We start from the raw sequence: 14,619 nt of genomic DNA on the forward strand, positions 1-14,619 counted from the left end.
TCAGGTGCCGCATCAGATGTGCGGACTCCTGCACGGGCGAGCTGGCATATGCGGGAGAATGAACGCGTGACCTCAGCGACTCGACAGCCCCAGAACCCGGCGTCCCCCGCGCTCTCGGCCTCGTTCGGGCCGAACGGCGGGCCGGTCGTCCGCCCCCGGCTCATCGCCACCGATCTGGACGGCACCCTGCTGCGGGACGACAAGTCGGTCTCCCCGCGCACCGTCGCCGCGCTGGCCGCCGCCGAGAAGGCGGGCGTCGAGGTGTTCTTCGTGACCGGCCGCCCCGCACGCTGGATGGACGTCGTCAGCGACCACGTCCACGGTCACGGCCTGGCGATCTGCGGCAACGGCGCCGCCGTGGTCGATCTGCACGGCGGTCCCGGCGCCCACCGGTTCGTGAAGGTCCGCGAGCTGGCCCGGGAGAACGCGCTGGACGCCGTACAGCTGCTGCGGGACGCGGCGCCCGGCACCGTCTACGCGATCGAGCAGACCTACGGCTTCCACCAGGAGCCCCACTATCCCAAGCTGCACATGGAGGTCCCGGACGAGCTGGCCCCGGCCGAGGACCTGCTCGCGGCGGACGGTCCCGGTGCCGCCGAGCCTGTGCTGAAGATCCTCGCCTACCACCCCACGCTCGACCCCGACGCCTTTCTGACCCTCGCCCGGGTCGCCATCGCGGACCGAGCCGGTGTCACCCGCTCCAGCCCCAGCGCCCTGCTGGAGATCAGCGGCCCCGAGGTCTCCAAGGCCAGCACCCTCGCCCTGTGCTGCGCCGAGCGCGGCATCTCGCACGAGGAGGTCGTCGCCTTCGGGGACATGCCGAACGACGTCGAGATGCTGACGTGGGCGGGCCGCTCCTACGCGATGGGCAACGCGCACCCGGCCGTGATCGCCGCCGCCTCGGGCCGGACGGTCGCCAACAACGAGGACGGCGTCGCCGTCGTCATCGAGCAGCTGCTGGCGGAGCACTACTGACGGTCGTCACCGGGGTGCGCGTCACCCGAGGTGTACGCCGCGCTCTACCAGCCAGGGCACCGGATCCACCGACGACCCCAGCTCCGGGGTGATCCGCACCTCGAAGTGCAGATGCGGGCCCGTCGAGTTGCCGGTGGTGCCCGACTGGCCGATCCACTGGCCGGCGTCGACGCGCTCGCCCTGGTCGACCGCGACGGACGCCAGGTGCGCGTACTGCGTGTAGTAGCCGTCGGTGTGGAGGACGACGACCTCCATCCCGAAGGCCCCGCCGCACGCCACCTTGACCACCCGGCCGTCCGCGACCGACCGCACCGGGGTGCCGATCGGCACGGCGAAGTCCTGCCCGGTGTGCCGGTGGGCCCACCGCCGCCCGCCACTGCCGAAGGACGCCGACAGGGCGTAGGTCTCCACCGGGGCTACCCAGGCGGTGGAGAGCTTCTTCCGCTTCTGGTCGAGCCGTACGGCACCGGGGCAGGAGCCGGCCGCCACGGCGGTGTCCGCCTCACCCTGCAACTGCCATCGCGCCTCGTCCAGGGTGCGCTCCACCGTCTTCTTCAGCTCGGCGAGCTCGGTGTTGCGCTTCTGGAGGCCCTCCCACGCGGCCACGGCCTTCGCCTCGTCCTTCACCAGCCGGTCCTCGGCGCGCCGGCTCTTCTCGATGGCGTTGTTGACCGCGAGATTGGTCTGCGAGAACACATGCTGACCGCGCATCAGCTCCTCGGGGCTCGACGCGAGGACGATCTGCGCGGTCAGCGGCATCCCACCACTGGTGCGGTACTGGGCCCGGGCGATCCGGCCCAGGTCCTCGCGCAGCACCCCGAGCTCGCGCCGCTCACGGTCGAGCAGCTTCTCGATCCGCAGCGCCTGCGCGCGGTGCGCCTCGGCCTCCTGCCGACCGCGCTCGTACCGGCGCGTCGCCTGGGCCGCGTCCTCGTACAGCCGCACCACCTGCGCGCTCAGCCCCAGCGCGCCGGGGCCGTCCCCAGTCGGAGTGTCGTCGGCGACGGAGACGGTGGGCCGGGACATCAGCAGGACGAGCGCGCACATCAGCACCGGAACGACCCGGTGGCGACGGTGAGGTGAACGCATGTCAGCGATCCTGGACCCGTCACCCGTGGGCGGTCCTGTTCAGGTCCGCCGGCCGGGGGAACCGTTGCTGCGGACGGGGCAGTACGGGCGTTGACGCCGGGTCACACCGCTCCCACGAGCAGATCGGCCGCCGCCTCCCGCTCCACCATCGCCCGCAGCGGTCCCTCCACGGCCGCCAACTCGGCGTACGGGCCGCGCTGCACCACGCGTCCCGCGTCCAGGACGACGACCTCGTCGACGGCCTCGAGCCCGGCCAGCCGATGAGTGATCAGCACGGTCGTACGGCCCTCGGTGGCGGCGAGCAGGTCGGCGGTCAGGGCGTCGGCCGTCGGCAGGTCGAGATGCTCGGCGGGCTCGTCCAGGACGAGGACGGGGAAGTCGGCGAGCAGTGCGCGGGCCAGCGCGAGCCGCTGCCGCTGGCCGCCCGACAGCCGTGCCCCGTGCTCCCCGACGAGCGTGTCCAGTCCGTCGGGCAGCCCGTCGGCCCAGTCGAGCAGCCTGGCCTGTTCCAGGGCGTCCCGCAGTTCGGCCTCGGTGGCGTCCTTGCGGGCCAGCAGGAGGTTCTCCCGCACGGAGCTGTCGAAGAGGTGCGCGTCCTGGGCGCACAGGCCGACGAGCCGCCGTACGTCGTCCCCGTCCATCGCGGCCGCGTCCACACCGGCCAGCGTGTACGCGCCGGCGTCCGCGTCGAGGAAGCGGAGCAGCACCTGCGCCAGCGTCGTCTTGCCGGAGCCGGACGGGCCGACGACGGCGACCCGGCGGGCCTGTTCCAGGACCAGGTCGAAGCCGGAGAGCGCGTCCCGCTCCTGGCCCTCGTGACGCGCGGTCAGACCGCTGAGCATCACCGGGAAGGGCGCGTCGGGCGCCCGCCGCGGTGCCGACGGCTCCCGTACGGGCTCGGGCGCGTCCAGCACCTCGACGACCCGCTCGGCGCTGCGGCCCACCCGCTGCCGGTACTGCACGGCGAGCGGCAGCCCGAGGACAGCCTCGAAGGCGGCCAGCGGGGTGAGGACGACGACGGCCATCGACACACCGCTCAGCCGTCCGCCGGCGACGGCCTGGGCGCCCACGAGCGCGGTGGCGGCGACGGTGAGCCCGGAGACCAGCGCGGTGAGCCCGTCGCCGAGGGCGGTCGCGGTGGCGGCCCGTGAGGCGATCCGGGTGAGCACGCCGTCCGCCCGGCGGGCCTCGGCGGTACGGCCGGGCAGGGCCCCGGCGACGGTCAGTTCGGCGGTGCCGGTGAGCAGGTCGGTGACCCGGGTGGCGAGCACGCCCCGGGCCGGGGCGAGCCGGTGTTCGGCGCGGCGGGCCACGGCGCCCGTGACGAGCGGGACGCCCACGCCGGCCGTGAGCAGCCCGGCCGCGAGCACGGCACCGGCCTCGGGCAGCAGCCACGCCGTGAAGCCGACCGCCCCGGCGGAGACGATCGCGGCGGCGCCCGCGGGCAGCAGCCAGCGCAGCCAGTAGTCCTGCAGCGCGTCCACGTCCGCCACCAGCCGGGTCAGCAGATCGCCGCGCCGGGTGCGCCGCAGCCCGGCGGGCGCCAGCCGCTCCAGCCGCCGGTACACGGCGACCCGGGTGTCGGCGAGCATCCGCAGCACCGCGTCGTGCGACACCAGCCGCTCCGCGTAGCGGAACACGGCCCGTCCGATACCGAAGGCGCGCGTCGCCGTCACCGCCACCATCAGATACAGCACGGGCGGCTGCTGCGAGGCGCGTGAGATCAGCCAGCCGGAGGTGGCCATGAGCCCGACGGCACTGCCGAGCGCCAGGCTGCCCAGCAGCAGCGCGAGCCCCAGCCGGCCGCGCCGGGCCCCGGACATGGCCCGGACCCGGCCGAGGACGCCCCGCCCGACGGCCGTGTCCCGCGGCGCCTCACTGTCGGCGGCTTCCACGGGGTGGGCCGGCACGGCCGGACGGCCGGCGGCGGCCTGGTGCGGTGTGCTGCCCTCGGACCTGAGCGGTGCTTCGGGTGCCGCCAGCCGTACGACCCGGTCGGCCACGCCGAGCAGCGCCGGGCGGTGCACCACGAGCAGGACGGTCCGGCCCACGGCCAGCCGTCGTACGGCCTCCACGACCTCGGCCTCAGTGGCGCCGTCCAGGGCTGCCGTGGGCTCGTCGAGCAGCAGCACGGGCCGGTCGGCGAGGAACGCCCGCGCCAGCGCGAGACGTTGCCGCTGCCCGGCGGACAGCCCCGCCCCGTCCTCGCCGAGCACGGTCGCGGCGCCCTGGGGGAGCGCGTCGACGAACTCCAGCGCCCCGGCGTCCCGCAGCGACCGGCGTACGGCGTCGTCGTCCGCATCGGGTCGGGCCAGCCGGACGTTCTCGGCGACGGTCCCGGCGAACAGGTGCGGGCGCTGCGGCACCCAGGCGACGCGTGCGTGCCACTGCGCCGGGTCGAGGTCCGCCAGATCGGCTCCCCCGACCAGGACACGGCCCTCGGTGGGCCGTACGAAGCCCAGCAGGACGTTCAGCAGCGTCGACTTGCCGGCGCCGCTCGGGCCGACCAGAGCGACCGTCTCACCGGGCGCGACCGTGAAGGACGCGTCCGAGACGGCGTCGGTGGACCGGCCGGGGTAGCGGACGGAGACGCCGTCGAAGGTCACCGCTCCCGGTGGGACCGCGGCTCCGCCCGTGGCCGGTGCGGGGGTCTCCAGAACCTCGAAGATCTCCTCGGCGGCGGACAGTCCCTCGGCCGCCGCGTGGTACTGCGTGCCGACCTGGCGCAGCGGCAGATAGGCCTCGGGCGCCAGCACCAGCACGACCAGGCCGTCGTACAGGCTCATCTCGCCGTGGACGAGCCGCATGCCGATGGACACGGCGACCAGGGCCACCGAGAGCGTCGACAGCAGTTCCAGGGCGAAGGAGGAGATGAAGGCGATCCGCAGCGTGCGCATCGTGGCACGGCGGTACTCGCCGGTGATCCGGCGGATCGACTCGGCCTGCGCCTTGGCGCGGCCGAACACCTTCAGGGTGGGCAGACCGGCGACGACGTCCAGGAAGTGGCCGGACAGCCGGGACAGCAGCCGCCACTGACGGTCCATCCGGGACTGGGTCGCCCAGCCGATCAGCATCATGAAGACGGGGATGAGGGGCAGGGTGCCGACGATGATCGCCGCCGACACCCAGTCCTCGGTCACGATCCGCGCCAGCACCGCCACCGGGACCACGACCGCCAGTCCCAGCTGGGGGAGGTAGCGGGAGAAGTAGTCGTCGAGGGCGTCGACCCCGCGGGTGGCGAGGGCGACCAGCGAGCCGGTCCGCCGGCCGTCCAGCCAGCCGGGGCCCAGCTCCGTCGCCCGCTCCAGCAGCCGCCCGCGCAGTTCCGCCTTCACCGCCGCACTCGCCCGGTGGGCGGCGAGCTCGGTGAGCCAGGCGACCAGCGCACGACCGGCGGCCACCGCCACCAGCAGCACCAGGGGAGTACGCAGTTCGGCGGCCGACAGGCCCTGCTGGAAGGCGCCCACCACGGTCTCGGCGATGAGCATCGCCTGGGCGATCACCAGACCCGCTCCCACGGCACCCAGCGCGACGACCGCGATCAGGAACAGCCGGGTGGCGCGTGCGTACCGCAGGAGACGGGGGTCGATTGGTTTCACGTGAAACACACCTCAGTGCACGGGTTCGGCGATGTGCTGCGTACCGATCCGCTTGCGGAAGACCCAGTAGGTCCAGCCCTGGTAGAGCATGACGACCGGTGTGGCGATGACCGCGCACCAGGTCATGATCTTCAGGGTGTAGGGGCTCGACGAGGCGTTGGTGACCGTGAGGCTCCACTCGTCGTTCAGCGAGGACGGCATGACGTTCGGGAAGAGCGTCAGGAAGAGCATCGCCACGGCGGCCACGATGGTGACGCCGGAGAGGGCGAACGACCATCCTTCGCGTCCCGCCTGGTTGGCCACGAGCGCGGCGACCAGGGAGGCGACGGCCACCACCAGCGCGACCAGGCTCTGCCCGTCCCCGTTCTCGACCTGCGTCCAGAGCAGGAAGACCAGGGCCAGTGCGGCGGTCACCAGACCGACCCGCAGGGCCAGGGCCCGCGCCCGTTCCCGGATCTCCCCCACGGTCTTGAGAGCCGTGAACACGGCACCGTGGAAGGTGAAGAGGGTCAGCGTCACCAGACCGCCGAGCAGGGCGTACGGGTTGAGCAGATCCAGGACGCCACCGACGTACTCATGGCTCTGGTCGAGCTTCACGCCCCGCACGATGTTGCCGAACGCCACACCCCACAGGAACGCCGGGAGCAGTGAGCACCAGAAGATCGCCTGCTCCCACCGGTGCTGCCATGTCTCCTCGGGCCGCTTGGCCCGGTACTCGAAGGCGACACCCCGGACGATCAGGCAGACCAGGATCAGCAGCAGCGGCAGATAGAAGCCGGAGAAGAGCGTGGCGTACCACTCGGGGAAGGCGGCGAAGGTGGCGCCGCCCGCCGAGAGCAGCCAGACCTCGTTGCCGTCCCAGACGGGACCGATCGTGTTGATCAGCACCCGCCGTTCGGGCCGGTCGCGGGCGAGCAGCTTGGTGAGGACGCCGACCCCGAAGTCGAAGCCCTCCAGGAAGAAGTAGCCGATCCACAGGACGGCGATCAGGACGAACCAGACGTCGTGCAGTTCCATGACTGTGCAGCTCCCTCGGCCTAGTACGAGAAGGCCATCGGCTTGTCGGCGTCCCGGGAGTCGCCGCCGATCTTCGTGGGCGGGTTCAGGTCGGCCTCCGTCAGCTCGGGCGGGCCGGCCTTGATGTACTTGACGAGGAGCTTGACCTCGACGACCGCGAGGACGGCGTAGAGCGCGGTGAAGACGATCATCGAGGTGAGGACCTCGCCCTGGGAGACACCGGGGGAGACCGCGTCACGGGTGCGCAGGACGCCGTAGACGACCCACGGCTGGCGGCCCATCTCGGTGAAGATCCAGCCCCAGGAGTTGGCGATCAGCGGGAAGGCCAGGGTCCAGATCGCGATGCGCCAGTACCACCTGGTCAGCTTCGGGCCGAGCGCCTTGTGGGGCAGCAGCACCAGATGCGGCACCTCGTCGTCGCCGACCCGTAGATGCTGCGGCAGCAGGAACTTCTTGCGGGTCAGCCAGAGGCCGGCCAGCCCGATCGTGAAGGACGCCATGCCGAAGCCGATCATCCAGCGGAAGCCCCAGTAGGCGACCGGGATGTTGGGCCGGTAGTCACCGGGCCCGTACTTCTCCTGCTCGGCCTTGTTGATGTCGTTGATGCCCGGGACGTACGAGGAGAAGTCGTCCTTGGCCAGGAAGGACAGCAGGCCGGGGATCTCCACGGCGACCTTGTTGTGGCCCTTGTCGACATCGCCGACGGCGAAGACCGAGAACGGCGCCGGCTGCTCGCCGTCCCACAGGGCCTCGGCCGCGGCCATCTTCATCGGCTGCTGCTCGTACATGATCTTGCCGAGCACATCGCCGCTGACGGCGGTCAGCAGGCCGCCGATCGCGACGGTGACCAGGCCGAGCCGCAGCGAGGTCTTCATCTCGCGTATGTGCTTCTTGCGCAGCAGATGGAAGGCGGCGATGCCGACCATGAACGCGCCACCGGTGAGGAACGCCGCCGACAGGGTGTGGAAGGCCTGGGCGAGCGCGGTGTTCTGCGTCAGCACGAGCCAGAAGTCGGTGAGCTCGGCCCGCCCCTTCGCCTCGTTGATCCGGTAGCCGACGGGGTGCTGCATCCAGGAGTTGGCGGCCAGGATGAAGTACGCCGACAGGATCGTGCCGATGGAGACCATCCAGATACAGGCCAGGTGGATCCTCTTCGGCAGCTTGTCCCAGCCGAAGATCCACAGCCCGATGAAGGTGGACTCGAAGAAGAAGGCGATCAGGGCCTCGAAGGCGAGGGGAGCGCCGAAGACGTCACCGACGAAGCGGGAGTAGTCGGACCAGTTCATGCCGAACTGGAACTCCTGCACGATGCCCGTGACGACGCCCATCGCAATGTTGATCAGGAAGAGCTTGCCCCAGAACTTCGTCGCCCTGAGGTACTTCTCCTTCTCCGTGCGCACCCACGCGGTCTGCAGTCCGGCCGTGAGAGCGGCCAGCGAGATCGTCAGGGGGACGAACAGAAAGTGGTAGACGGTGGTGATGCCGAACTGCCATCGCGCCAGCGTCTCCGGCGCCAGAGCCAGGTCCACGTCGCCGCTCCTTACCTACGCTTGTGAAAGCGTTCACATTCACAAGCCATTATGCAGCACGCGTGTTCCCTTTCGTCGGGGGGTCCTGTTACCCGCGGTCAACCCAGGGGCCTGACCGGGAAGCGGTGCCCGGCCAGGCTCTCGACCTGCTACTTCTCCTTGCGGAAGCCTTCCGTCACCTTCAGGAAGATGTCGTTCGCCTCGGCCTCGCCGACCGTGACGCGCACACCCTCGCCCGGGAACGGCCGGACCACCACACCCGCCTGCTCGCACGCCTGCGCGAACGCGACCGTGCGCTCCCCCAGCCGCAGCCAGACGAAGTTGGCCTGGGTCTCCGGGACCGTCCAGCCCTGCCCGCGCAGACCCTCGACGACGCGGTTGCGCTCGCACACCAACGAACCCACGCGGCCGATCAGTTCGTCCTCCGCGCGCAGCGAGGCGATGGCCGCCTCCTGTGCGATCTGGCTGACGCCGAACGGGACGGCCGTCTTGCGCAGCGCCGCCGCGACCGGCTCATGGGCGATGGCGAAGCCGACGCGCAGGCCGGCGAGGCCGTACGCCTTGGAGAAGGTCCGCAGGACGCAGACGTTCGGGCGGTCGCGGTAGAGCTCCACGCCGTCCGGCACCTCGGGGTCGCGGATGAACTCGCGGTACGCCTCGTCCAGCACCACCAGGACGTCCTTGGGCACCCGGTCGAGGAACCTCTCGAGCTCGGCCCGCCTCACGACCGTGCCGGTCGGGTTGTTCGGGTTGCACACGAAGATCAGCCGGGTCCGCTCGGTGATCGCGTCGGCCATCGCGTCCAGGTCGTGCACATCACCCGGCGTCAGCGGCACCTGGACCGACGTGGCACCGCTGATCTGCGTGATGATCGGGTACGCCTCGAAGGACCGCCAGGCGTAGATGACCTCGTCGCCGGGGCCGGAGGTGGCCTGGATGAGCTGCTGGGCCACACCGACCGAGCCGGTGCCGGTGGCCAGGTGCGTCACCGGGACGGCGAAGCGCTCGGACAGCTCGTCCATGAGTCCGGTGCACATCATGTCCGGGTAGCGGTTGAACGACGCGGCACAGGCGGCCACGGTCTCCATCACACCGGGCAGCGGCGGATACGGGTTCTCGTTGGAGGACAGCTTGTAGGCCACCGGCCCACCGGCCGCGGCGGGCTTGCCCGGCTTGTAGGTGGGGATCCCCTCCAGCTCGGCGCGCAGCTTGGGGCTCGTCTCGCTCACCGCAGTCCTCCTCGCGACCACCGGCGGCCCATCACCACCGCCGGCTCCAATACTCCTCACCTTATGAGGATTCGGCTCCGATGCGTACAGGGGAGACGGACCGACTGCCCGACCACTGCGTCACGCCTCCATCCAGGGCATCGCCGTACGAAGGCGTACGAAAGCAGGGGCGCGCCGCACATATATCTATGCGCCGGTAGCTCGCGCCGTGGCGCGCATCCCTCGTGCAGGTGAGTTGAGACCTCTTCGAAACATCGGGCACGGGGCAGGCTCACACCCGCCGACGCGTCACGTCCTACTATTGGATCGTTCAACTTCCTTGACTTCCAAGGGAATTGGCGTCGGATGACCATGCAGAAACGTGCCTGTCAACGCGTGCATATGCGTCCGCACTACCCCACCCCATGAGCCCTACTATCGGCTCGCCATGACAGCAGCAGGGAAGCACCAGGTGAGCCGCGCGGAAACCTCTCGCCGGGGCGGCCGGTCCAGCCGGGCGGGTATCAGAGACGTGGCCGCCGCCGCCGGGGTCTCCATCACGACCGTCTCCGACGCCCTCAACGGCAAGGGCCGGCTCCCCGACGCCACCCGACGCCATGTCCGCGAGGTCGCCGACCGGCTGGGATACCGCCCGTCGGCCGCCGCCCGCACCCTCCGTACCGGCAAGTCCGGCCTGATCGGTCTGACCGTGACGACCTACGGGGATGAACCTTTCACCTTCACCGAGTTCGCGTACTTCGCCGAGATGGCCAGAGCCGCCACCTCCGCCGCGCTCGCCCGCGGCTACGCCCTCGTGATCCTCCCCGCGACCTCCCGCCACGACGTGTGGTCGAACGTCGCCCTGGACGGCACCGTCGTCATCGACCCCTCCGACCAGGACCCCGTCGTCAGCGAGCTGGTCCGGCAGGGGCTCCCGGTCGTCTCCGACGGCCGCCCGGCCGGCTCGCTGCCGGTCACCGCCTGGGTCGACAACGACCACGAGGCCGCCGTGCTCGGCATCCTCGACCATCTGGCCGACGCCGGCGCCCGCCGTATCGGCCTGCTCACCGGCACCACCACGGACACGTACACGCACCTGTCGACCACCGCGTATCTGCGCTGGTGCGAGCGGGTCGGCCAGGACCCGGTGTACGAGGCCTACCCGGCGCACGACCCGTGCGCGGGCGCCGTCGCCGCCGACCGGCTGCTCGCCCGCCCGGACCGGCCCGACGCGGTCTACGGCCTCTTCGACCCGAACGGCACCGATCTGCTCGCCGCCGCCCGTCGCTACGGCCTGCGCGTACCGGACGACCTGCTTCTGGTGTGCTGCAGCGAATCCACGGTGTACGCGAACACCGAGCCGCCCATCACCACGCTCTCGCTCAAGCCCCGCCGCATCGGCACGGCCGTCGTGCAGCTCCTCATCGACGCCATCGAGGGGGTCGACTCGGAGCAGCCGGTCGAGCAGGTGATACCGACGGAGCTGATCGTGCGCACCTCGTCCCAGCGACGCCCGCCGCGCACGACGGTCAGCCCGCCGAGGTCCCCCGAGGACCGATAGGTCCTACGGCCCGGTAGGACCGCTGGGAGTGCCAGGACCGCTGGAAACGCGCCCCGGAGCACGTCGCACACAGGTCCGGGGGTGCGTCCGGGGCCGGTCGTCGAGTGGGCGATTTCCGGTCCAACCGGTGCGAAAGCCGCATCGGACGGGAGTCCTGCTCCGATTCACCACCCCTGGGTCATCACATGGCGCGATCGGCATTCCTATGATGGGCCCACGACACCGCGGGCCGCTGCGACCAGGCAGTCCGAAGCGGTGCAGCTGCGGCGCGATGGTGGAGGGGTCTGATGACTCAGGGGGCCGGTCAGGGACCCGAGGTGGAGCGGACGGCGACGTTGCGCGACTTCCGGGTGCCCGCTTACGTCCACGAGACCGGTCCGTACGCCCACAGCACGCACCCCGACGTGGTGCCGCCGCCCGCCGAGACGTACCCGGAGACCTATCCCGAGGGGTACACGCCCACCGAGCGCGACCTCCCGGTCATCCAGCGCGGTGACACGGTCCAGGTGCAGGTCGAGCCCGCCGCCGTCCCGGGCCGGCAGACCACCGCCGGTCCCGGACCGCTGTTCGTCGTCGGTGACGTGCACGGCTATCTGGACGAGCTGACGGCCGCCCTGCGGGAGAAGGGCCTCATCGACGCGGCCGGCAGCTGGTGCGCGGGCACCGCGCGGCTGTGGTTCCTCGGCGACTTCACCGACCGCGGCCCCGACGGCATCGGCGTCATCGACCTCGTGATGCGGCTGTCCGCGGAGGCCGCCGCCTCCGGCGGCTACTGCAAGGCCCTGATGGGCAACCACGAGCTGCTGCTCCTCGGCGCCAAGCGGTTCGGCGACACCCCCGTCAACTCGGGCGCGGGCACCGCCACCTTCCAGGCGGCCTGGCTGCTCAACGGCGGGCAGAAGACCGACATGGACCGCCTCCAGGACCACCACCTGCAGTGGATGTCCCGGCTCGACGCCGTCGAGGAGGTGGACGGGCATCTGCTCGTGCACTCCGACACCACCGCCTACCTCGACTACGGCCGGTCCATCGAGGAGGTCAACGACACCGTCCGCGAGACGCTGACCCGCAACGACGCCGACGAGGTCTGGGACCTGTTCCGCAAGTTCACCAAGCGGTTCTCCTTCCGCGACGAGGGCGGCGCACAGGCCGTGCGCTCCCTGCTCGATACGTACGGCGGCACCCGCATCGTTCACGGCCACAGCCCGATCCCGTATCTGCTCGGCGAGGTCGGCTCCGAGGAGGGCGAGGACGACTCGGGTCCGCTGGTCGAGGGCCCGCACGTCTACGCGGACGGCCTCGCGATCGCGATGGACGGCGGTGTGACCATGGCCGGAAAGCTGTTGGTCCAGCAACTTCCGCTGCAGGTCTGACCGTTCACCGATGCCGCGTCCCCCGGTCGAGGGGGGCGCGCGGAGGCGCGGACGGGGGCCCAATTTTGGCAAACCCCCTGTCACCGTGTGCCGTCACCGCTCTACCATCGGCTTATCCGTAGCAGGCTCCCCTCCGTTTCTGCCCGACGGCTCGTTGGCATGCGAGCCCCAAGCCCTACGGAGCATCGGGGGATGCACATGAACAGCGTTCCGCAGCACCTGCTCAGCGAGGACCGCCAGGACTACGAGCGGATCCTCGACGAGGCGCTGCGCTCCGCCCCACACCGCCCGGAACTGGCCGCGGTCGGACAGCGGCTCAACTCGGAACAACTGCGCACCATGGCGCTGAGCGCCACCGTCCTCATCACGGCCGCCGCGGCGACCGAGTACCAGCACTATGTGAAGGTCCGCGAGGAACTGCGCCAGCCGGCGCCGTCCACCTCGTCGTCGTCCCGCGAATCCGGCTCCACCGAGCCGGGCGGGGGCGCGATGGGACTCGCCACCACCGTGGGAGAGGTCGCCGAGACCGCGGGGCCCGGGGTCGTCGCCGTCCTCGCGGTCCTGGCGCCCGTCCTCGCCGGCACCGCCGCGGCGATATTCCTGCTCGTCGGCTACATCCTGAAGATGTTCAACCCCGAGCCGGCCTTCGCCCAGACGATGCTCACCACCGGATGGGTCTTCGGAGCCATCGCGGCGGCAGCCATCCTGGTCGCCGCCGTGGGCCTCCTGCTGACCGCCCTGCGCAACCGGCCCACCCTCGACGGCACGCCGTACGGCGCACTGAGCGAGGAAGTGGTCCTGGCCAGGGAGGCCTGGCGGGAAGCCCTGCTGGAACGGGGCATCCTGCCCTTCCTGCGGGACGCGCTCGCCGACGCCGGCACGGCGTCGGCCCTGCACCCCACGTCCCCGTCCGCTCCGGCGGGCCGGATGCCGAACCTCGGCTACGGCCGCCCCGGATTCAGCAGCCCGGACGACGGCCCCGCCGGGGGCCACCGCCCACGCTTCTCGAGCCCGGACTACACCAGCCCGGACTTCGGAGGCCCGGAACACCAGCCGGAGTGACCCACGGCCTACAGGCGCCGGGTGAGCTGCGCCTCGACTCGTTCGACGAGCGTGCGGCTGTAGGCATGGACCAGCGAGAGGTGGAAGAGTGCCGGCGCCAGTGGCGCCCAGCGGTGGACGCGGTCGTCCCGCAGCATGTACTTGACGACCGCCGCGGGCCGGAAGGGCACGTAGTCGATGGTCTGGTGCTCCCAGCGGTCCGCCACGCCCCGGCTCATGCGTGCCTGCAGGTCCGCGCTGCTCAGGTCCTTCAGCTTGGCGTAGAAGTGACCGCTCCAGTGGCGCTTGCCGATGTCCAGGACGAAGGCCAGCAGGTCGAGGGAGTACTCGTGGGGCTCCAGGGACAGTTCCTCGCGCATCCCCCGGCGGGCCACGGCATACAGGTCCGGCGCGCTCCGGCCCGACGAGTCGATGTGCCGGGACAGGCCCTCGTTGACGGAGGAGTTCCAGACGCCCGGGGCCATCCGGACCCGGTCGCTGCGCTGGCTGACCACGAGCATGTCGTCGGCGGTGACCACGGCTATGTTGACGGCGAAGCTGCACTGGAGGAAGGCCGGCGCCTCCAGGGGCCGGTCCGGATCCAGATAGCGGGACCGGGGCGTCGTGCCGTCCGGAAGCCGGCGGTCGAGCTGCTGAGCGGCCAGGAAGGTGTAGTAGTCGGTCGGTCGCAGCCTCAGACGGACCTCGGGTCGCTCGTCGAGAGCGGTGCGTGAGATGTCGAACGCCTCGACCGCGTACCGGGGCCCGTTCCACAGCGGAGTCCGCCCCTCGGCCCGCAACTGCTCGCTCTCCGCGGCGATCTCGCTCCGCCAGGGCCGCATGTCCGGAGGCAGCTCGATCTCATCGTCACGCACATGCACGTAGACGGTCTCGGGAGGTATCGGGGACTCCCCGTCCCCCTCGACGATCAGAGCGGACGTCTGCAGAGGCCCGAGCGAGAAGGTACGCCAGGCGGGCCCCGTCTCCTCCCGCCGTCCGAGGCTGCGGAGCGCGCGTGTCGAACGCTTCCGCAAGCGGTACCAGGCGTCCTGTAACGGCTGCTGGAACAGCACGGCGAACAGCATGCCTATGACGGCGCCCACTACCCCGTTGGCAACATCGATCCCGGCCATAGACCCATCACCCTACGGATCTTGATCGACTCGGGCGGCGCCGTGTCCTGGTCGTTACGTCCACACCGGCCGAACGGGAGGGGCGAGGACGGCC

At 71.2% G+C, this 14,619-nt stretch carries 10 protein-coding genes; 4 read left to right on the plus strand and 6 right to left on the minus strand.

Translation table 11 applies throughout. The features are described from left to right. Positions 1-48: 48 nt before the first annotated feature. Positions 49-975 (plus strand): HAD family hydrolase, encoded by a 927-nt coding sequence (locus DC008_RS17255; RefSeq protein ID WP_208645906.1) that lies wholly within the window; start codon positions 49-51, stop codon positions 973-975. Between the two features lie 21 nt (positions 976-996). Here the strand turns inward: DC008_RS17255 and DC008_RS17260 are convergent, their stop codons facing one another. The 5 genes from DC008_RS17260 to hisC all read right to left on the minus strand — a co-directional run bounded on the left by DC008_RS17260 (position 997) and on the right by hisC (position 9,438). Beyond that, positions 997-2,064, minus strand: coding sequence for a M23 family metallopeptidase (locus DC008_RS17260; protein WP_108707745.1), 1,068 nt, complete (start codon positions 2,062-2,064; stop codon positions 997-999). Positions 2,065-2,165: 101 nt separating this feature from the next. Then, on the minus strand, positions 2,166-5,663 hold the full coding sequence (gene cydD / locus DC008_RS17265) for a thiol reductant ABC exporter subunit CydD (protein WP_108707746.1): 3,498 nt from the start codon (positions 5,661-5,663) through the stop codon (positions 2,166-2,168). Between the two features lie 12 nt (positions 5,664-5,675). Beyond that, positions 5,676-6,680, minus strand: coding sequence for a cytochrome d ubiquinol oxidase subunit II (gene cydB, locus DC008_RS17270; RefSeq protein ID WP_108707747.1), 1,005 nt, complete (start codon positions 6,678-6,680; stop codon positions 5,676-5,678). A 20-nt stretch (positions 6,681-6,700) separates the two neighbouring features. Then, positions 6,701-8,209 (minus strand): cytochrome ubiquinol oxidase subunit I, encoded by a 1,509-nt coding sequence (locus DC008_RS17275; protein WP_108707748.1) that lies wholly within the window; start codon positions 8,207-8,209, stop codon positions 6,701-6,703. Positions 8,210-8,358: 149 nt separating this feature from the next. Continuing rightward, positions 8,359-9,438, minus strand: coding sequence for a histidinol-phosphate transaminase (hisC, locus tag DC008_RS17280; protein WP_108707749.1), 1,080 nt, complete (start codon positions 9,436-9,438; stop codon positions 8,359-8,361). Positions 9,439-9,865: 427 nt separating this feature from the next. Between hisC and DC008_RS17285 the strand changes: the two genes are divergently transcribed. From DC008_RS17285 to DC008_RS17295, 3 genes are all read left to right on the plus strand, one after another. Continuing rightward, a complete protein-coding gene (locus tag DC008_RS17285) occupies positions 9,866-10,978 on the plus strand; it encodes a LacI family DNA-binding transcriptional regulator (protein ID WP_079033560.1) in 1,113 nt (370 codons plus the stop codon). 287 nt (positions 10,979-11,265) lie between these two features. After that, positions 11,266-12,351, plus strand: coding sequence for a metallophosphoesterase (locus DC008_RS17290; protein ID WP_108707750.1), 1,086 nt, complete (start codon positions 11,266-11,268; stop codon positions 12,349-12,351). Between the two features lie 192 nt (positions 12,352-12,543). After that, a complete protein-coding gene (locus DC008_RS17295; protein WP_108707751.1) occupies positions 12,544-13,413 on the plus strand; it encodes a hypothetical protein in 870 nt (289 codons plus the stop codon). 8 nt (positions 13,414-13,421) lie between these two features. On the opposite strand, the gene DC008_RS17300 is transcribed toward DC008_RS17295, so the two are convergent. Next, positions 13,422-14,525, minus strand: a complete 1,104-nt coding sequence (locus tag DC008_RS17300; RefSeq protein WP_108707752.1) for a hypothetical protein — start codon at positions 14,523-14,525, stop codon at positions 13,422-13,424. Positions 14,526-14,619: the final 94 nt, after the last annotated feature.

Origin of the sequence: Streptomyces nigra (assembly GCF_003074055.1) — a bacterium.
Classification (GTDB): Bacteria; Actinomycetota; Actinomycetes; order Streptomycetales; family Streptomycetaceae; genus Streptomyces; species Streptomyces nigra.